The organism is Janthinobacterium algoris (assembly GCF_051380935.1).
Classification (GTDB): domain Bacteria; phylum Pseudomonadota; class Gammaproteobacteria; order Burkholderiales; family Burkholderiaceae_D; genus Janthinobacterium.
On record NZ_JBNYXZ010000013.1, the window covers coordinates 166,904 to 184,773 of the forward strand.

The 17,870-nt window shown below is 62.2% G+C and carries 16 protein-coding genes; 9 read left to right on the plus strand and 7 right to left on the minus strand.

Annotated elements, in window-relative coordinates; translation table 11 throughout:
• Positions 1 to 8: 8 nt before the first annotated feature.
• Positions 9 to 1,634 (minus strand): propionate catabolism operon regulatory protein PrpR, encoded by a 1,626-nt coding sequence (gene prpR / locus ACQ4W7_RS19675; RefSeq protein WP_436532650.1) that lies wholly within the window; start codon positions 1,632 to 1,634, stop codon positions 9 to 11.
• A gap of 211 nt (positions 1,635 to 1,845) precedes the next feature.
• On the opposite strand from prpR, the gene ACQ4W7_RS19680 reads away from it, so the two are divergent.
• Entirely contained in the window at positions 1,846 to 5,505 is a 3,660-nt protein-coding gene (locus tag ACQ4W7_RS19680) for a sensor domain-containing protein (protein WP_426072833.1), read from the plus strand.
• On the opposite strand, the gene xth is transcribed toward ACQ4W7_RS19680, so the two are convergent.
• Positions 5,502 to 6,266: an exodeoxyribonuclease III gene (xth, locus tag ACQ4W7_RS19685; protein ID WP_426072834.1), complete on the minus strand. Its 765-nt coding sequence runs from the start codon at positions 6,264 to 6,266 to the stop codon at positions 5,502 to 5,504. The genes ACQ4W7_RS19680 and xth overlap by 4 nt on opposite strands.
• A gap of 570 nt (positions 6,267 to 6,836) precedes the next feature.
• Between xth and ACQ4W7_RS19690 the strand changes: the two genes are divergently transcribed.
• Genes ACQ4W7_RS19690 through ACQ4W7_RS19705 form a run of 4 tightly spaced genes read left to right on the plus strand, consistent with a single transcriptional unit; the run spans position 6,837 to position 8,455 of the window.
• Positions 6,837 to 7,208: a phiTE_015 family protein gene (locus tag ACQ4W7_RS19690; RefSeq protein ID WP_426072835.1), complete on the plus strand. Its 372-nt coding sequence runs from the start codon at positions 6,837 to 6,839 to the stop codon at positions 7,206 to 7,208.
• A 10-nt stretch (positions 7,209 to 7,218) separates the two neighbouring features.
• Complete coding sequence (locus ACQ4W7_RS19695; RefSeq protein WP_034782199.1) at positions 7,219 to 7,407, plus strand: DUF1653 domain-containing protein; 189 nt, start codon at positions 7,219 to 7,221, stop codon at positions 7,405 to 7,407.
• 32 nt (positions 7,408 to 7,439) lie between these two features.
• Complete coding sequence (locus ACQ4W7_RS19700; protein WP_071079295.1) at positions 7,440 to 7,910, plus strand: CreA family protein; 471 nt, start codon at positions 7,440 to 7,442, stop codon at positions 7,908 to 7,910.
• An 11-nt stretch (positions 7,911 to 7,921) separates the two neighbouring features.
• Positions 7,922 to 8,455, plus strand: a complete 534-nt coding sequence (locus ACQ4W7_RS19705) for a hypothetical protein (RefSeq protein ID WP_436532653.1) — start codon at positions 7,922 to 7,924, stop codon at positions 8,453 to 8,455.
• 193 nt (positions 8,456 to 8,648) lie between these two features.
• Here ACQ4W7_RS19705 and ACQ4W7_RS19710 read toward each other — a convergent pair whose 3' ends face one another.
• Positions 8,649 to 10,142 (minus strand): leucyl aminopeptidase, encoded by a 1,494-nt coding sequence (locus ACQ4W7_RS19710; protein WP_426072837.1) that lies wholly within the window; start codon positions 10,140 to 10,142, stop codon positions 8,649 to 8,651.
• Between the two features lie 67 nt (positions 10,143 to 10,209).
• On the opposite strand from ACQ4W7_RS19710, the gene lptF reads away from it, so the two are divergent.
• Genes lptF through ACQ4W7_RS19730 form a run of 4 tightly spaced genes read left to right on the plus strand, consistent with a single transcriptional unit; the run spans position 10,210 to position 13,920 of the window.
• The gene (gene lptF / locus ACQ4W7_RS19715; protein ID WP_426072838.1) at positions 10,210 to 11,355 is read left to right on the plus strand and encodes an LPS export ABC transporter permease LptF; all 1,146 of its coding nucleotides are present in this window, start codon (positions 10,210 to 10,212) and stop codon (positions 11,353 to 11,355) included.
• On the plus strand, positions 11,352 to 12,521 hold the full coding sequence (gene lptG / locus ACQ4W7_RS19720) for an LPS export ABC transporter permease LptG (RefSeq protein ID WP_436532656.1): 1,170 nt from the start codon (positions 11,352 to 11,354) through the stop codon (positions 12,519 to 12,521). The genes lptF and lptG overlap by 4 nt, the downstream gene beginning before the upstream one ends.
• A complete protein-coding gene (locus tag ACQ4W7_RS19725; protein WP_436532658.1) occupies positions 12,521 to 12,928 on the plus strand; it encodes a sirohydrochlorin chelatase in 408 nt (135 codons plus the stop codon). Before lptG ends, ACQ4W7_RS19725 begins: the two co-directional genes overlap by 1 nt.
• Positions 12,925 to 13,920, plus strand: coding sequence for a stealth family protein (locus ACQ4W7_RS19730; protein ID WP_436532660.1), 996 nt, complete (start codon positions 12,925 to 12,927; stop codon positions 13,918 to 13,920). Before ACQ4W7_RS19725 ends, ACQ4W7_RS19730 begins: the two co-directional genes overlap by 4 nt.
• Here the strand turns inward: ACQ4W7_RS19730 and ACQ4W7_RS19735 are convergent.
• From ACQ4W7_RS19735 to cysD, 4 genes are all read right to left on the minus strand, one after another.
• Positions 13,917 to 14,567: a hypothetical protein gene (locus tag ACQ4W7_RS19735; protein WP_436532662.1), complete on the minus strand. Its 651-nt coding sequence runs from the start codon at positions 14,565 to 14,567 to the stop codon at positions 13,917 to 13,919. The genes ACQ4W7_RS19730 and ACQ4W7_RS19735 overlap by 4 nt on opposite strands.
• 251 nt (positions 14,568 to 14,818) lie before the next feature.
• Complete coding sequence (gene cobA / locus ACQ4W7_RS19740; RefSeq protein WP_436532663.1) at positions 14,819 to 15,583, minus strand: uroporphyrinogen-III C-methyltransferase; 765 nt, start codon at positions 15,581 to 15,583, stop codon at positions 14,819 to 14,821.
• Between the two features lie 28 nt (positions 15,584 to 15,611).
• Positions 15,612 to 16,928, minus strand: coding sequence for a sulfate adenylyltransferase subunit 1 (locus ACQ4W7_RS19745; RefSeq protein ID WP_426072844.1), 1,317 nt, complete (start codon positions 16,926 to 16,928; stop codon positions 15,612 to 15,614).
• A complete protein-coding gene (gene cysD, locus ACQ4W7_RS19750) occupies positions 16,928 to 17,839 on the minus strand; it encodes a sulfate adenylyltransferase subunit CysD (RefSeq protein WP_436532665.1) in 912 nt (303 codons plus the stop codon). Before cysD ends, ACQ4W7_RS19745 begins: the two co-directional genes overlap by 1 nt.
• Positions 17,840 to 17,870 lie beyond the last annotated feature (31 nt).

The window sequence follows — 17,870 nt, forward strand, 5'->3', positions numbered from 1 at the left end:
TGAAAAAATCAGCCGGCGCGCAGGCGGCGCCACAGGGTGGTGCGGCTGATGCCTAGGTATTGGGCGGCGGCGTCGCGGCGCCCGCCGAAGCGCGCCAGCACCGCGCTGGTGCTTTCATCTTCCAGACGCAGCGGTACGGTGGCGGGTGGCGCCGACGGCAGCGCCGCCGTACCGGTAGCGTTGCCCAGTTCCGGCGCCACACCCAGCACGAAGGCGGGTGTCAGCGCTTGCAGCGGTTCGGCGGCCAGGAACAGTGCCAAACGCTCGGCCAGGTTGCGCAGTTCGCGCACGTTGCCGGGCCAGTCGTAGCGGCGCAGCAGCGGCGCGCAAGCCTGGATTTCGGCGTGCAGGTTGGGGTGCGGACGGGCGCCCAGTGCGGCCAGCGCGTTTTTCAGCGACCATTCAGCCAGGCCTGGAATATCGCTGGCGTGTTCGCGCAAGGCGGGCAAATGCAGGCGCAGCACGGCCAGACGGTAGAACAGGTCGGCGCGGAAGCGTCCTTCGCGGATGCGCTGTTCCAGGTCGCAGTGCGTGGCGCTGATGATGCGCACATTGATGGCGATGGGCCGCGTGCCGCCCACGCGCACCACTTCGCGCTCTTCCAGCACGCGCAGCAAGCGCGTTTGCAGGGCCAGCGGCATTTCACCGATTTCGTCGAGGAACAGGGTGCCGTGGTTGGCTGCTTCGAACAGGCCTGCATGGCCGCCCCGGCGCGCGCCCGTGAAGGCCCCATCCTCGTGGCCGAACAGCTCCGATTCGAGTAAGGATTCGGCGATGGCGCCGCAATTGATAGCGATGAAGGGCCGGTTCGCACCCAGGCTGCGCGGGCTTTCGCGGTGGATCGCCTGCGCCACCAGTTCCTTGCCGCTACCCGTCTCGCCCTGAATCAGTACCGTCGCCGGCGAACGGGCGTACAGCAGCACCGACTGGCGCAGCGCTTCCATCGCTTCCGATTCGCCGCGCAAATCGTGCAGGCCATGCCGCGCGCGCAGGGTGTCGGCCACTACCGCGCGCCGTCCGCGGGTCGATTCGATCTGGGTCAGGCGCGCCAGTTCCAACGCGTCGTCGAAGGCGCGCCGGATGGCCGTGGCCGAATACACGAAGACGGCGGCCAGCCCCGCCTCTTCGGCCAGGTCGGTGACGAGGCCCGCGCCGACGACGGCCTTGACGCCGGCCGCCTTCAGTTCGTTGATCTGTGCGCGCGCGTCTTCCTCGGTGGCATAGGTGCGCTGGGCAATCTGGAAGCCGAAAGTGGCGGCAAATTCAGCCAGTTCCGGCATCGGGTCCTGGTAGGTGACGACACCGATGTGCGGCGAGATGCGCCGCGCGCGCGCCAGCGCCTGCATCACGTCGTAACCGCTGGCCTTGGCGATGATGACGGGTACCGACAGCCGGCCTTTCAGGTAGGCGCCGTTCGAGCCGGCCGCGATGACGGCGTCGCAGCGTTCGGTGGCCATGCGTTCGCGGATGTGGCGCACGGCGTCGTCGAAGCCCAGGTTGATCGGTTCGATCATCGCCAGGTCATCGTATTCGAGCGTGATGTCGCGGAACAGGTCGAACAGGCGCGAGACGGAGACGGTCCAGATGACGGGTTTGTCGCGGTGGTCGAGCGGAGGTTGGGGAGGGCGGCGCATGCTTTATTCTAAACGATTTGTTTCATTTTATTGCCATGCAACGGCTGTGCAACAGGCGTGTTGCAAGTGGTCTGTGGTGTTTCAGATATTGCCAATAAGGAATATGAAAAAACCCCCGGAAACTGGTTTATGATCTAGCAGCACCGTGATGCTTGGAAAAATATTTTGCCCAGGCGTATGTTCACTTTGCCTTTAACCATCCATGGTGCCCATGAACCGCGTACCGACCAGTCCCGATTTCATCGCCGATGCCTTGCAGCTGATCGCCTTGCCGGCCTGCGCCTGCGATGCTTGCGGCATGGTAGTCGCGGCGAATGGCGCCTTGAGCACCTTGCTGGGCAGGGATGTGTCGGGCCGGCTGCTGGCCGACTGTTTTACCGACGCCTACCGCGCGTCGAGTACCAGCATGCTGCGTGGCGCGCTGGGCGCTGCCGGGCGCGAACGGCACTGGGACAGCAGCCTGGAGGGAATCGATGCCGCCATCGCCGTGCAGGTATGGGCCAAGCCGCTGCCGGTGGGCGATGGATTGCCGGGTGCGACCCTGGTGTTTGCCGACATCAGCGTGCAGCAGCGCGACCAGCAAGCCTTGCGCAAGACCTTGCTGGAACAGCACGCCATCCTGGAAAGCGCTGCCGTCGGCATTATGTTTTCCAAGGGCGGCTTCATCGAGGAGTGCAATATCCGCGCCGCCGAGATGCTCGGCTATGCGCGCCACCAGTTGACGGGCATGCCGGGCGCGGTGCTGTACCGCTCCGCCGAGCATTGCCGCATCCTGGGGCTGGAAGCGGCGCCGTTGCTCTCCAAAGGCAAGCCGTATCGCACCGAACTGGAATTGCGGCGCCAGGACGGCACGCTGTTCTGGGGCCGGCTGCACGGGCGCGCTGTCGATCCCTTGAATACGCATGACGGCACGGTGTGGATTATCGAGGATATCAGCGACCATCGGCGCGATGAAGACCAGCTGCGCCGCGCCATGCTGGAAATGCAGGCCGTGATGGACAACGCGCCGCTGGCCATCGGTTTTCAGCGCGACAAGGGCGTGCTGCGCTACAACCGCCGCTTTGCCGAATGCTTCGGCTTTGATGGCGACAGCGGCGTGGGCCTGGCCGTCGCCGACCTGTACCCGTCACGCGCGGCGTATGAGAACGTGGTGCGGCAAGCGTCGCCCTTGCTGCGGCGCGGCCAGCCGTTCCAGGGCGAGATGGAGATGCGCCGCCGCGACGGCTCCACTTTCTGGGCGCTGGCGTATGGTTATGTACTGAACCCGGAGAGCCAGATCGACCGAGGCTTGCGTGACACGATCTGGCTGTTCGACGACCGCAGCGCGCAGAAGGCGGCCGAGGAGGCCACGCGCCAACTGATGCTGGAGCAGCAGGCCATCCTCGACAATGCGTCCGTCGGCATCCTGTTTTCGCGTTCGCGCCTGGTCTTGCGTTGCAATCCCCGCTTCGCAGAAATGTTCGGCTACGCGCAGGAGGAGATGACGGGCTTGCCCGCCGCCGAGCTGTTTCCCTCGCCCGCTGCCTACGCAGAGTTTGGCGTGCAAGCCACGCCACTGCTGGGGCAGGGCTTGCCGTACGAGCAGGATGAAGCGCTGTTCCGCCGCCGCGATGGCAGCCTGTTCTGGTGCCGCATTCGGGCCAAGGCCGTCGACCAGGCGCACAGCGAGCAGGGCACCATCTGGATACTCGAAGACGTCACGGACAGCCGCCAGGCGCAGATGGAGGTGGCGGCCATCATGACGAATGCCTCGGTGAGCATCTTGTATACCAAGAACCGCCTGATCACGCGCTACAACCTGGGCTTTGCCGCGATGTTCGGCTACAGCGGCGACGAGGCGCTGGGCCTGCCCGGGCGCGCGCTATACGTGTCGCAGCAGTCCTACGAGTTGCTGGGTGCAGCAGCCTTCCCCTTCCTGTCGGTGGCCAAGCCGTTCCAGACGGAAGTGGAAATGATGCGCCGCGACGGCAGCACCTTGTGGGCGCAGCTGATCGCCTACGTCGTCAATCCGGACGATCCCGCTGCAGGAACCATCTGGATCATCGAGGACCGTACGGAAGCGAAGCGCGCGGAAGAATCCCTGCGCAATGCGCTGCTGGAAAACCAGGCCATCCTCGACAGCGCCGTGCTGGGCATCTCGGTGGTGGAGGGCGGCTACAATTTGCGTGCCAACAGCAAGATGGAAGAGTTGTTCGGCTATGGCCCCGGCGAGATCAACGGCCTGTCGGTGCAGGCCCTGTATCCGGACGCGGTCGCGTGGAAAACGGCGCGCGGCGAGACGGCGCGCGATTTCGGCGCGGGTCGCGTGCACATGTCGGAATACCAGTTGGTGCGCAAGGATGGCAGCCGCTTCTGGGCGCGCCTGTCCGGCCGGCCGTTTGACCTGGCGCATGCGCATGGTCGTTCCGTGTGGCTGGTCGACGATGTGACGGCGCGCCGCGAGGCGGCCGAGGCGGTGCGCCGTGCGCGCGACGAACTGGAACTGCGCGTGCACGAACGCACGGCCGAACTGGCCGGCGCCAATTTGCTGCTGCAGGGCGAGATCGTCGAGCGGCGCCAGGCCGAGGCGCGGGTGCATCACATGGCCTACCACGACAACCTGACGGGCTTGCCGAACCGCGCGCTGCTGTCGGACCGCCTGGAACGGGCCATGCTGTCCTCGCAGCGCTCCGGGCGCAAGCTGGCCGTGATGTTCATTGACCTGGACCGCTTCAAGACCATCAACGATTCGCTGGGCCACATGACGGGCGATTTGCTGCTCAAGGAAGTGGCCGGCCGGCTCTGCCGCGCGGTGCGTGCCAGCGATACGGTGGCGCGTTTGGGTGGCGATGAATTCGTCGTGCTGGTGCCCGGCATCCGCGACACCGACGAAGCGTCGCGCGTGGCCGAGAAGATCATCGAGGCGCTGACGCCCGCCTTTCCGCTCGATGGCCATGTGCTGCACGTCACGCCGTCGATCGGCATCTGCCTGTATCCGGACGATGGCGGCGATGTCGACACCTTGATGCGCCATGCCGATGCGGCCATGTACCACGCCAAGGGCAATGGCCGCAATAATTATCAGTTCTTCACGCAGACGATGAACCAGGCGGCGGCCCTGCACTTCGACCTGGAAAGCAGCTTGCGCACGGCGCTGGCGCTGCAGCAGTTCGAACTGTTTTACCAGCCCATCATCGATATCGCCACGCGCCGCCTGCATGGCATGGAAGTGCTGCTGCGCTGGCGCCGTCCCGGCCAAGGCCTGGTGCTGCCTGACCGCTTCATTCCCATCATGGAGGAAAACGGCTTGATCGTACCGGTGGGCGAATGGGTCATGCGCCAGGCGTGCGAGCAAAGCATGGCCTGGCAGCGCCAGGGCTTGCAGCCCGTGCCCTTGGCGGTGAACCTGTCGCCGCGCCAGTTCATGCACAAGGGCCTGGTGGCGGCGATCGGCGCCGTGGTGCGTGAAACGGGCATCGATCCGGCGCTGCTGGAATTCGAGATCACCGAGACGGCGCTGATGCAGCACGGCGAGCATACCCTGGAAATTTTGCGGCAGATCAATGGCATGGGCCTGCGCCTGTCGATCGACGATTTCGGCACCGGCTATTCCAGCCTGGCTTACTTGAAGCGCTTCCCCGTAAAAAAGGTCAAGATCGACCGTGCCTTCATCAAGGACCTGGAACACAGCGCGGAAGACCGCGCCATCGTGGCGGCCATCATCGCGCTGGCTGACAGCCTGCAATTGTCGACCGTGGCCGAGGGCGTGGAGACGGAAGAGCAGTTCGCCCTGCTGCAAGCGAACGGCTGCCGCTATGCGCAGGGTTATCTGTTTTCGGCGCCCGTGCCGGCGGCGAATGCGCAATCGCTGCTGGAACGGTTGCCTGATTAGTCGATGGTGGCCACAACCGGCGCATGGTCTGAAGGTTGCTCCCATTTGCGGGGCACGCGGTCGATCACGCAGGCCGTGCAGCGGGCCGCCAGGGCTGGCGAGAGCAGGATATGGTCGATGCGCAAACCCTTGTTCAGGCGGAAGCCCAGCTGGCGGTAATCCCACCAGCTGAATGATTTTTCCGCCTGCTCGAACAGGCGGAAGGCGTCCGTCAGGCCGATGTCGAACAGGCGTTGCAGGGCGGCGCGTTCCTTGTCCGAGACCAGCACCTGGCCGGCCCAGGCGACAGGGTCGTGCACGTCGCGGTCGTCGGGCGCGATATTGTAGTCGCCCACGACGGCCAGCTGCGGGTGCTGCAGCGCTTCTTCGGCCAGCCACTCGTGCAGGGCCGCCAGCCAGCTAAGTTTGTATTCGTACTTGTCCGAATCGACGCTCTGGCCGTTCGGCACGTAGGCGCAGACGACGCGCACGCCGCCTATGGTGGCGGCCAGGATGCGCTGCTGCGCATCTTCATAGCGCGGGTTGTTCTTCACCACGTCGGTGATCGGCAGCTTCGACAGGATGGCCACGCCGTTGTAGGTCTTCTGGCCGCTGAAGACCACCTGGTAGCCGGCTGCCTCAATCTCGGTGACGGGGAACTTGTCATCCGTCAGCTTGGTCTCTTGCAAGCAGAGTATGTCGACCGGGTTGTCTGTCAGCCACTGCAGCACTTGCGGCAGACGCACTTTAAGCGAATTGACGTTCCAGGTAGTGATTTTCATGGGAAAAGTCCTTGCTTGAATAGGTATCGATAAGCGCGAATCTTACCGCATGCGTGTCGCCGGCGTCCTGCTCCCCGCTTGTCGCGCAAGCACTTTATTTTCCTACAGGGAAAAAGACTATTAATAAAGTATTTGTATTTAGCCAATCGTGACGCATGAATATTATGTTTTTGTGTATGATTGATCAACCCCAATGTTTGATTTCGCATAAGCGGCTGGCGTGGCGGACTGCGTCTCGCCGTTTAACGCGACAAAGGTGTAAAGTTTCTCGCTAAAACGCGATAAAAACTACTAAAATGGCACAATGTAACAACTGTGTCACACGGCTTTGTTACAGCCAAGTTGAGAACCGAACAGGAAGCAGTTGTAATTAGTTGTAATTGCTATTCCGATTACATGACCACTGTGCCGGGGCGGAGCATCAATTCCGTCACTGGCGCCGCCAGACTTGTTATATAAATTGCAGTACTATATCTATGAGACTGTTTTGCGACATCAATAGATGGTACTATTTTGAAATGTTGCAGTTTTAATAGTGAGACTTGCGCGTAGCATTTGCAAAGGAAGAAAATGCGAACTGCATTTGAAGCGTGGGCGCAGCGTGACGGCCACATTGTGCGGCGAAGAGAAGACAAACCGGATGAGTACCTGATTTTCGAGACCCAGCGCCGCTGGGTTATCTGGCAGGCAGCTCTGACGCATGGCAAAACGGCGGCCAAGCCGCGCGTGAGCGCTGCTGAAAAGGCGGCGAAAGCCCAACGCGCGCTGGAAATGTCTTCCGATGAAGCGACCGTGCGCAACAAGGTGCTCAATGAGGTGCTCGACGCCTTCGGCGGTGCCGATGGCGCTGCCGGCATGGAAGGCATACTCAAAGTGATCCAGGGCCTGAAGATGAAGCAGAAGGCACTGGCCGACGACAAGAGCGAAGATTCAACGGCTTGAGGGGACGGCGATGCGTTATCGGCACTACAAGGGCGGCATTTATGAACTGGTGTGCGAAGCCACGCTGGAAGCGGATCTGACGCCGATGATCGTGTATCGCGCCGCGGACGGTTCCATCTGGACCCGGCCGAAAGACGTGTTCTTTCAACTGATCGAAGTCGAAGGCGTCATGGTCCAGCGTTTCGCTCCCATCAACTGATGGCCGCCTGCGTGCGTGCCCGGGATTATTTCATGCGTAAATTGCTGCCTGCCGCTTTGGTGCTGGGCTTTGCCTGCACCGCGGCGCATGCCGAAACCATCGGTTCGGTCGACACGGTGTTCAAATTGATCGGCCCTGACCACAAGATCGTCGTCGAAGCCTACGACGATCCGCGCGTCGCTGGCGTCAGCTGCTACCTGTCGCGCGCCAAGACCGGCGGCATCAAGGGCGCCGTCGGCCTGGCCGAAGACAAGGCCGATGCGGCCGTGGCTTGCCGTCAGGTGGGGCCGCTGCAATTCAAAGGCAAGCTGCCGCGCCAGGAAGAAGTGTTTACCGAGCGTGCCTCGATCTTTTTCAAGCATGTGCGCGTGGTGCGCATGGTCGACAGCAAGCGCAATGCGCTGGTCTACCTCGTGTATTCCGACCGCCTGATCGAGGGCAGTCCGAAAAACAGCGTTACCGCCGTCGCCGTGCCCGGCGACCAGCCGATTCCCGTCCGTTAAGCGAGCTACCCATGCGTGTGCCGCTGTCTGCCCCCCTTGCCGCCTTTGCCGCCGGGACGCTGCTGTTCGCTCTGGGCGGCTGCGCCACGTTGACTGGCAACACCGAGCAGATGGTGCTGGTGCAAACCATCCAGGACAACCGCGAGCTGAACGGCGCCGGCTGCATCCTCAGTAACGACGTGGGCAAGTGGTTTGTCACCACGCCGGGGCGCATTACCATCCGCAAGAGCCAGGAGCCTTTGACAGTCGACTGCCGGAAGCACGGCTCGCCCGCCATCGCCACGGACGACCACATCGATCCCAAACTCAATGGCAGCATCTGGGGCAATGTCATCCTGACCTTGGGCGTCGGCTATTTCGTCGACCGCAACACGGGTGCGGGCTTTGACTATCCATCGATTTTGACCATTGTCATGCAAGACCCCGCGCGCCTGGCGCGGCCGCCAGCGCCCGTCGCCGCGAAACAGCCCCCGGCCGCCGTGCCGGAAACGGTGGTGCAGCCAAAAGTGGCGCCATCGCCTTTGCCCAATCCCGTCGTCTACTAATACCAATACACATAAAAAAGCCGCCAAGGTCAGTGACTATGGCGGCTGTCTTCTTACTGAATACTTAACGACGCCTGACAAAACCGTAGCGAGCGGGAGCTAGTGGTGGTCGAGAAGCGCAGCTGTACTTTATGTACAGCGAGCATCGCCGGCCGCCAATAGCCCCGCGCAGTAGGTTTGGTCTGGCGTTCTCTTACACGCGGTTGATGAGGAACGTCGTCAGCAGGGGGACGGGACGGCCGGTCGCGCCTTTTGCGCCGCCCGATTTCCATGCCGTGCCGGCGATGTCCAGATGCGCCCAGGTGTACTTCTTGGTGAAGTTTTCCAGGAACGCCGCTGCCGTCACCGAACCGCCGCCTGGCGTGCCGATGTTGGCCAGATCGGCAAAGTTCGACTTCAGCTGCTCGTTGTACGCCTCTTCGATCGGCATGCGCCATGCCGTATCGCTGGATTGTTTGCCCGCTGCCAGCAGCTCATTGGCCAGCTGGTCATGCGCCGCATCGCTGCGCGTAAACAGGCCGCTGTTGTGGTGACCCAGGGCCACGACGCAAGCGCCCGTCAGGGTGGCGATATCGACCACGGCTGCCGGCTTGAAGCGTTCGGCGTAGGTCAGCGCGTCGCACAGCACCAGACGGCCTTCGGCGTCCGTGTTCAGCACTTCGATGGTCAGGCCGTTCATCGAGGTGACGATGTCGCCCGGCTTGGTGGCGCGGCCCGACGGCATGTTTTCGCAGGCGGCGATGACGCCGATAACGTTCAGCTTCAGATTCATTTCGCCGATGGCGCGGAAAGTGCCCAGTACCGAGGCGGCGCCGCACATGTCGTACTTCATTTCATCCATGCCAGGACCGGCCTTGATCGAAATGCCGCCCGTGTCGAAGGTGATGCCCTTGCCGACCAAGACCACCGGCGCATCCTTGGCCTTGCCGCCCATGTGTTTCAGGACGATGAATTTCGGCGGCTGCTCGCTGCCGTTGGTGACGGACAGGAAGCTGCCCATTTTCAGCGCTTCTAGCTGTTTGCGGTCCAGGATTTCGACTTCGAACTTGTAATCCTTGGCCAACTGCTTGGCCGTGTTGGCCAGGTAGGTTGGATTGGCGATGTTCGCCGGCAGGTCGCCCAAGTTGCGCGTCAGGTCAGAACCGTTGGCAATGGCGATGGCTTGCGCCAGCGCGCCGCGCGTGGCTGCCGTTGCCGGAGCCGCCAGGACGATCTTGCGCACGCCTGCTGGTGCCGGATCCTTTTTGCTTTTTTGCGAGTCGCAGCGGTATTCGTTGTCATGTGCGGCTTGCACCACGCAACGGATCGCCCAATTTGCGTCGCGCTCTTTCACTTCCGTCAGCGGTAATGCGATAATGGCGTCCGCAGCGCCCAGCGAGCCGAATGCCTTCAGTGCGGCTTGTACGCCGGTAGCGAAGCTTTTTTCGCTGACAGTGTCATCGCTGCCCATGCCTACCAACAGAACACGTTCGGCGGCGACGCCATCGACTGCGCGCAGCAGCAAGGTGCTGCCAGGTTTGCCGCTGATGTCGCCGGACTTCAGCGCAGCCGAAATTGCACCCTTGCTGTCCAGCGATTTTGCCGCTGGCGACAGTTTTTTGTTTTCGAATACCGCAACCGCGATGCATCCGCTTTTGGCCGTGCCGAGGGTGCTCTTGGTATCGAATGCTTTTATGCTAAAGTCCATTTGGTTCTCCGTTTTCATTTACTAGTAACGTGTTACTCAACTAACTGACCCGAATTATAAACTCCGAATGATCTTTCAACGCGCCCTTCGACGTGAATTGGCTAGTGCCGCCGGGGCCACCTTCACTGTTTTGTTCAGCATCCTGCTCACCTGGATGTTGATCGGCATTCTCGGCAAGGCGGCGGGCGGCAAGATCGCGTCGGCCGACGTCATGTCGCTGATGGTTTTTTCCGCCCTGATGCAGCTGCCCACCATCATCATCCTTACCGGTTTCATTTCGGTGCTGATGGTCGTTACCCGCAGCTACAAGGAATCGGAGATGGTGGTGTGGTTCGCTTCCGGCCTGAGCCTGTCGCGCTGGATCTGGCCGGTCCTGAGCTTCGGCCTGCCGCTGGTGCTGGCCACCGGCATCCTGAGCTTGTACGCCACGCCGTGGGCGCAAAAGAAAAGCGATGAATACGTGGCGCGCTTTGAAAAGCGCGAAGACCTGCAGAAAGTCACGCCGGGCCAGTTCCGCGAATCAGCCGGCAGCAACCGCATCTTCTTCGTCGAGGGTGTCAGTGGCGAGAAGAACGTGGTGCAGAACGTCTTCGTCAATACCGTCGATGAGAAAGGCAGCGCCGTCGTCGTCGTCGCCAGGGAAGGCGTGATCAATACCGACGCCAAGGGCGAACGCTTCCTGGTGCTCAAGAGCGGCCGCCGCTATCAGGGCGTGCCGACGCAAGCGGACTTCCAGACCATGGAATTCGAGCAGTACATCATGCGCATCGAGAGCAAGCAGCAGGAACTGGGCGCGGAACTGGGCGTGCGCGCCATGAGTACCATGGCGCTCATCGCCGATCCGAATCCCTACACCATGGCCGAATTGCTGTGGCGCGTCAGTGCGCCCCTGATCGGCCTGATGCTGATCTTGCTGGCCATTCCGCTGGGCTTCGTCAACCCGCGTGCCGGCAGTTCGGCCAACCTGATCGTGGCCCTGCTGATTTTCTTTACGTACAGCAACCTTATCAAGGTCGTCGAAGCGAGCGTGAAACAGGGGCGTTTGACATTCGGCCTGGCTTGGTGGCCGCTGCACCTGCTGGCGGCACTGGCCGTGGTGGCGCTGTTTGCGTGGCGCCTGAATGTGAATCACCGCTATCACCCGCTGGTCCTGCTGGCGTCCTTCAAGCGCGCGCGCCGCGCCGGCAAACCAAGTAAAGCGGCATCGAAATGAAGATTTTACAGCGCTATTTTGCGGTCTCGATATTCCAGGCGGTGCTGTTCGTGCTGCTGGCCTTCCTGGCACTGCAAGCCTTCATCGACCTGACGGGCGAGCTGCCCAAGGTGGGCCGCAACGGCTACACCATCCAGTATGCCTTCCTGTATGTGCTGGTGCTGGTGCCGGGGCATGTGTACGAGGTGATGCCGATCGCGGCGCTGATCGGCACGATCTACACGATGGCGCAGCTTGCGGCCAGTTCCGAATTTACCATCATGCGCGCCTCAAGCATGTCGACGGCGATGGCGGTCGGTTTCCTGTTCCGCATCGGTATCGTCTTCGTGGTCATCACCTTCATCTTCGGTGAGTTGATCACGCCGCGCACCGAGCCGCTGGCCGAACGTCTCAAGCTGACTTCGCGCGGTGCGACCGTGTCGAGCGAATTTCGCTCCGGCCTGTGGACCAAGGACATGGTCAAGAGCGACGGCCTGACGGGCACCGTCACCGGTTCGCGCTTCTTCAATGTCGGCGAAGCGCGTCCGGACGGCCAGCTGAAAAACGTCAAGTTGTATGAATTTGACACCGATATGCGTTTGCGCACTCTGACCGTGGCCAAGGGGGCGACATATCAGGGCAACAATATCTGGCGTCTCACCGATGTGACGGAAACCTCGTTCTCGAACAGCGCGGCGACTTCGCCCGGCTTCGAGCCGAAGCTGGCGAACTACTATGGGCAGGAAACGAGTCTGGTGCGCACGGTGCAAAGCGCCAGCAAGGACATGACGTCGGAAGTGACGCCGAAGATCCTGACGGTGTCAGCTTCCGATCCCGAGCGTATGTCGGCCAGCGAACTGGCCGTGTACACGCGCCACCTGGCCGAGAACAAGCAGGAAACTGAGCGTTTTCGCATCGCCTTCTGGAAAAAGCTGATCGATCCGCTGGCCATTTTCGTGCTGATGGCGCTGGCGCTGCCGTTCGCCTACATGCATACGCGCAGCGGCGGCATCAGCCTGAAGATCTTCATCGGCATCATGATCGGCGTGAGCTTCATGCTGGTCAACACCCTGTTCTCGCATCTCGGGTTGCTCAGCACCTGGCCGGCCTTCCTGACAGCGGTGGCGCCGAGCGCTCTGTATCTGCTGCTGGCGCTGGGTGCCCTGTGGTGGGTGGAGCGACACTGATGGAGACGAACGTGAAACATGCACTGATCTTGTTTGCCCACGGCGCGCGCGCCGCATCGTGGGCCGCGCCCTTCGAGCGCCTGCGCGATCTGACCCAGGCGCGCATGCCCGGTACCAGCGTGCACCTGGCCTTCCTGGAGTTGATGACGCCGCGCCTGCCCGAGCTGGTAGCGACCTTGCTGGCCGAGTTGCCCGCCGGCGCCACCCTGGACGTCACGGTGGTGCCGGTGTTCCTGGGGCAGGGCGGGCATGTGCTGCGCGACTTGCCGCTCTTGCTGGAAGAGCTGCGCCAGCAGCATCCGCGATTGCGCCTGAAGGTGGTCGAGGCGGTGGGCGAGAACGCCAGCGTACTCGCTGCCATCGCCGATTACTGCGTGGCGGCGCCAGGCTCCAGCCCTCTCCCTTGAGCGGCGCCGCCAGCGCGATGCCTGCGGCGCGCATCGACATCGTCTACCTGTGGGTCGATGGCGCCGACCCGGCGTGGCAGGCGCGCCGGCAGCAGGCATATGCCGCCTGGGAGCAGGCGCATCCTGGCCAGCTGGCCCTGCATGGCAACGTGGCGGGGCGCTACCGCGACAACGGCGAACTGCGCTACAACCTGCGCGCGCTGGAGCGCTTCTTCCCCGGTCACGGCCATGTCTATCTGCTGACGGACCGCCAGGTGCCTGCCTGGCTGCGCGCCTCACCGCGCCTGACGGTCATCGACCATGCCAGCCTGATGCCAGGCGCCGCCTTGCCCGTGTTCGATTCGGGTCATATCGAATCCTACCTACACCATATTCCGCGCCTGTCCGAACGCTTCCTGTATCTGAACGACGACGTATTTTTTGGCGCGCCCTTCGAGTCCGCATTCTGGTTTGGCGGCGAAGGCGACCGGCGTTTGAGTGTGTTTACGGAGAGCGCACTGCAGCCCGATTTGCAGGGCTTGCGGGCCGACGTGGCGGCGCCTGTCAATTGCGCCACTTTGTCGCGGCAATGGCTATCGGCGCAGTATGCCGCTTACCGGCATGAACCGCGCCTGTATGCGCATGCGCCTCGGCCCATGCTGAAAAGTGCGCTGCATGCGCTCGAGGCGCTGGCACCGGCCATGTTTGCCGGCGTGCGCGCGACGGTGTTTCGCTCCTGGCAGGTGCCGGCATTGCTGCCCGACCTGGTGCCGCGCTGGATGGTGCATCAGGGGATGGCGCGGGCATGCATGCTCGACCCGCTGCATATTGCCAGCGGTGATGTACAGGCGCCGCAGCAACTGGAGGAGCTGGCGGCGCGTTTCGGCAGCCTGCCGTTTTTCTGCATCAACGATACCTGCGACGAGGCCGACGATGACGATCCGCGCCTGCTGCGCGTGGCCGCGACCTTGCAGCACCTGCTGCCGCTGCCATCCTCCTTTGAAGAGGCTTAGGCCGGTTTCTTCCGGGGCGCCAGGCTGATGCGCGCGGCGGCCGTGCTATCGGACAGCGAAGCGAGGAACAGCAGCAAATAGGCACCCAGTTCGAAGACTTCCTCGCCCAGCAGCGCGTAAGCGTCGGGCATGCCGTGAAAGACCTTCTTGTCGAAAGGCCAGCCAGCGGCCATCAGCAAGCCGCCGATGGCCGTCAGGATGGTGATGCGCATGCTGAAAATCAGGCCGGCATGGGCAAACACCTTGCGGGCGCGCGGCGCGAAAAAGATCAGCAAGCGTATCAGGATCAGCAACTCCAGCACGCGCAAGGCTTTTTCAGCCTGAGCCCAGGCGGGCGCTGTGCCGAATTGATCGATATCGAGTTCGCGCAGCAGGAAGCCGAACAGCAGGGCACACAAGCCGGCATGCATGAGGAAGCGCAGCGACTGGCGGTCAGTCTCTTGCCAGGCGCGCATGCCGTGCACCGTGCAAGCCAGGGCCAGGAACAGCGCCTGCAGCCATTCCAATAAATGGTTTTCATCGTCGATATTCGGGAACACCGTCCACAGGGCGATGGAGGCCAGCATGCTTGATAGTACGGCGCTGGCGACGCCGACATTGCTGCGGCTGAGCGAAGTCAGGGCTTCGCGCACGGAAGAGAAATTCATGTGTTGATCGTGACGGCTAAAGTTGCGCGGCGCGGTATTGCAGCCTGCGGGCGCAGCTTTTTTCGGGGAGATTACCGGAGTGGGCTCCCGTCAGCCGGAAGACCGCACGGCAAGCGCTATGGCGGGGCGAAGCGTGATTTTATTACTATCACGCAACAACTTCTCGAGAAAAGATGCGTGAGCATCGTATCATGTTTCTTTTGAAGACGTCGGTTACTGACTTTAAAGTCGGTAAAATACGGTGTGTTTATTCAAGCATGGCGCGCCAGAATAGCCGCCGTTTCGTCGATGGCCTGGTGCGCGCGCGCGGCCATGGCGTCGCCCAGCATCACCAGCACGGGGCCGTGCGTGTCGCCCAAGCCATGCGCCAGCGCGCTGAGCGTCAGGCGCACGATGCGCTGGTCCGGGCGACTGCAGTTTTCAATCACCACCACGGGCGTGTCGACGCGCCGGCCCTGAGCCAGCAGGCGCTGTGCCGTGAAGATGGCTTCGCGCCCACCCATGTATTGCACCAAAGTATCGCAGTCGGGAATGCGCGTCTGATCCGGTTCGCCCGGCGCCGTGCTGGAAGTAAAGAAGGCCACGCTGCGCGATACGCCCCGTTTGGTCAGCGGTTGCTGTGTGGCCGCCGCGGCAGCCAGCGCCGTGGTAATGCCGGGCACCACTTCGACGGCGATGCCCGCTTCTTCCAGCGCCCGCAGCTCCTCGTCGGCACGGCCAAACAGCATGGGGTCGCCCCCTTTCAGGCGCACCACGAGGGCGTGCTTGCGCGCATTGTCGACCAATTGCTTGTTGATGAAAGCTTGCGCCGTCGATAACTGGCCGCAGCGCTTGCCGACCAGAATCTTTTTCGCCTGGGGGCACAGCTCCAGCATCTCTTCGGTGACCAGCGCGTCGTGCAGCACGACGTCAGCTTGCGCCAGCAGGCGCGCGCCGCGCAAGGTCATCAAGTCTTGCGCGCCGGGGCCGGCGCCGATCAGGTAGACCTTGCCGGGGAGAGATGGGGAGTTGTGCATGTTTGCTTTCCTTGGTCGAGGCGCGAGCTTAAAGCCGGATCATTCCCGCCGCGACGGTCTGGTGGGTGACTTCATCGATCAGGATAAACGCCCCCGTGGCGCGGATATCCGCATACGCGTCGGCCGCCAGCGCCTGCTGCACGTTCAGGCTGATGCGCGCGATGTCGTTCAACTTCAAGCCGTCGGCCGGATGGCGCTGCTGCGTATTGATATCGAGCAAGGTGTCGATGGCAGTCACTTTCGCCGCCGTCTGTTTCGTGCCGTGCTTGATCCAGTACTTGCGGCGCAGGTCCAGCGCGTCTTCCGACAACCAGCACACGTCGGCCACCACCTGTTTCAGCAGCGTGGCAGGGCGCTCGGCACTGGCCAGCAAGTCGCCACGCGAGATATCCAGGTATTCATTGAGCAGCAGGGTGACGGACTGGCCCACCACGGCCGTCGGCAACGAGCCGTCCAGGGTGACGATATCTTTCACTGTTGCCGTTTGGCCCGATGGCTGCACTACCAGGGTGTCGCCGATGCTGACCTTGCCCGCTTCGATGCGGCCCATGTAGCCGCGGAAGTCGTTCGCTTCGTGGCCATTGTGGCGCGCCACCAGTTGCACCGGGAAGCGGAAGGGTGTGTCGTGCGATTCGTCGTAGACGGACAAGGACTCAAGCAACTCGATCAGGGTCGGGCCCGTGTACCAGCCCAGCTTGTCACCGCGTTCGACGACGTTGTCGCCAGTCAAGGCGGACAGGGGGATCGGCGTGATGTCTTTCAAGCCCAGTGACTGGGCGAATTCGCGGTAGGCGGCGACGATGCGGTTATATACCGTTACGTCATAGTCGACCAAGTCCATCTTGTTGACAGCAACGACCACGTGCTCGATCTGCAGCAAATGGGCAATCGTCGAATGGCGTTTGGTCTGGATCAAGAGTTCCACGCTACCATCGTCGCCGAGTTTCACTTTCGACACGTCGATCAGGATGATGACGGCGTCGGCCGTCGAGGCGCCCGTGACCATGTTGCGCGTGTATTGTTCGTGGCCCGGCGTGTCGGCGATGATGAATTTGCGTTTCGGCGTGGCAAAGTAACGGTAGGCCACGTCGATGGTGATGCCTTGCTCGCGTTCCGCTTCCAGGCCGTCCGTCAGCAGCGACAGGTCGACCGTGTCGCCCACCGTGCGCTTGTGCTTGGAGCGCGACATGGCGTCGAGCTGGTCGGCGAAGATGCCCTTGCTGTCGAACAGCAAACGGCCGATCAGGGTGCTCTTGCCATCATCGACGGAACCGGCCGTGATGAAGCGCAACATGCCGCGCTCTACACTGTCGGTGGAGGTGGTGTTCTGGATTGCTGCATTCATTAGAAATACCCTGCTTTCTTGCGTTTTTCCATCGAGGCTTCGGAAGTCTGGTCATCCATGCGGGTAGCGCCCCGTTCCGTGATTTGCGTGATTGCCGTCTCGGCGATGATGGCGTCGACCGTCGCCGCATCGGACGACACGGGGCAGGTGCACGAGATATCGCCTACGGTACGGAAGCGCACGACTTGCGTTTCCACCGTTTCGCCTTCGCGTGGTGGCGTCAAATCCGTCAAGGGCACCAGCAAACCGTTGCGCGGGATCACCTGGCGCTCGTGCGCGAAGTAGATCGGCGGCAATTCCAACTGTTCACGGGCGATGTATTGCCACACATCCAGTTCGGTCCAGTTCGAGATGGGGAAGACGCGCATGTTTTCACCGGGATGCACGCGGGTGTTATAAAGGTCCCACAGCTCGGGACGCTGGGCTTTCGGGTCCCAGGCGCCGAATTCGTCGCGGAACGAGAAGATACGTTCCTTGGCGCGGGCCTTCTCTTCATCGCGGCGCGCGCCGCCGATGCAGGCGTCGAATTTGTGTTCGGCAATCGTTTCCAGCAAGGTCACGGCTTGCGCCGCATTGCGCGAATCCGTGGCCGGGTTACGCAGGCGCACGGTGCCGCGCTGGATCGAGTCTTCCACGGAGCCGATGATCAGGCGCTCGCCCAGCTCGGCCACTTTCTTGTCACGGAAAGTGATGACTTCCGGGAAATTGTGGCCCGTGTCGATATGCACGAGGGGAAATGGGAACTTGCCTGGACGGAAGGCTTTCTCGGCCAGGCGCAGCAGGACGACGGAATCCTTGCCACCGGAAAACAGCAGGGCGGGATTGGCCGATTCGGCCGCCACTTCGCGCATGATGTGGATGGCTTCCGATTCAAGGCTGTCAAGGTGACGCTGGTTCAAAATATTGCTCATATGGGGTACCTTCTTGTTCTGCTGAGTCTGT

Excerpts from the sequence above, each read along its gene's own strand:
- prpR (WP_436532650.1), bottom strand. The coding sequence starts at position 1,634 with ATGCGCCGCCCTCCCCAACCTCCGCTCGACCACCGCGACAAACCCGTC.
- ACQ4W7_RS19735 (WP_436532662.1), bottom strand. The coding sequence starts at position 14,567 with ATGAATTTCTCTTCCGTGCGCGAAGCCCTGACTTCGCTCAGCCGCAGC.
- lptF (WP_426072838.1), top strand. The coding sequence starts at position 10,210 with ATGATCTTTCAACGCGCCCTTCGACGTGAATTGGCTAGTGCCGCCGGG.
- xth (WP_426072834.1), bottom strand. The coding sequence starts at position 6,266 with ATGAAAATCACTACCTGGAACGTCAATTCGCTTAAAGTGCGTCTGCCG.
- cysD (WP_436532665.1), bottom strand. The coding sequence starts at position 17,839 with ATGAGCAATATTTTGAACCAGCGTCACCTTGACAGCCTTGAATCGGAA.
- ACQ4W7_RS19695 (WP_034782199.1), top strand. The coding sequence starts at position 7,219 with ATGCGTTATCGGCACTACAAGGGCGGCATTTATGAACTGGTGTGCGAA.
- ACQ4W7_RS19745 (WP_426072844.1), bottom strand. The coding sequence starts at position 16,928 with ATGAATGCAGCAATCCAGAACACCACCTCCACCGACAGTGTAGAGCGC.
- ACQ4W7_RS19680 (WP_426072833.1), top strand. The coding sequence starts at position 1,846 with ATGAACCGCGTACCGACCAGTCCCGATTTCATCGCCGATGCCTTGCAG.
- ACQ4W7_RS19725 (WP_436532658.1), top strand. The coding sequence starts at position 12,521 with ATGGAGACGAACGTGAAACATGCACTGATCTTGTTTGCCCACGGCGCG.
- lptG (WP_436532656.1), top strand. The coding sequence starts at position 11,352 with ATGAAGATTTTACAGCGCTATTTTGCGGTCTCGATATTCCAGGCGGTG.
- cobA (WP_436532663.1), bottom strand. The coding sequence starts at position 15,583 with ATGCACAACTCCCCATCTCTCCCCGGCAAGGTCTACCTGATCGGCGCC.
- ACQ4W7_RS19705 (WP_436532653.1), top strand. The coding sequence starts at position 7,922 with ATGCGTGTGCCGCTGTCTGCCCCCCTTGCCGCCTTTGCCGCCGGGACG.
- ACQ4W7_RS19710 (WP_426072837.1), bottom strand. The coding sequence starts at position 10,142 with ATGGACTTTAGCATAAAAGCATTCGATACCAAGAGCACCCTCGGCACG.
- ACQ4W7_RS19690 (WP_426072835.1), top strand. The coding sequence starts at position 6,837 with ATGCGAACTGCATTTGAAGCGTGGGCGCAGCGTGACGGCCACATTGTG.
- ACQ4W7_RS19700 (WP_071079295.1), top strand. The coding sequence starts at position 7,440 with ATGCGTAAATTGCTGCCTGCCGCTTTGGTGCTGGGCTTTGCCTGCACC.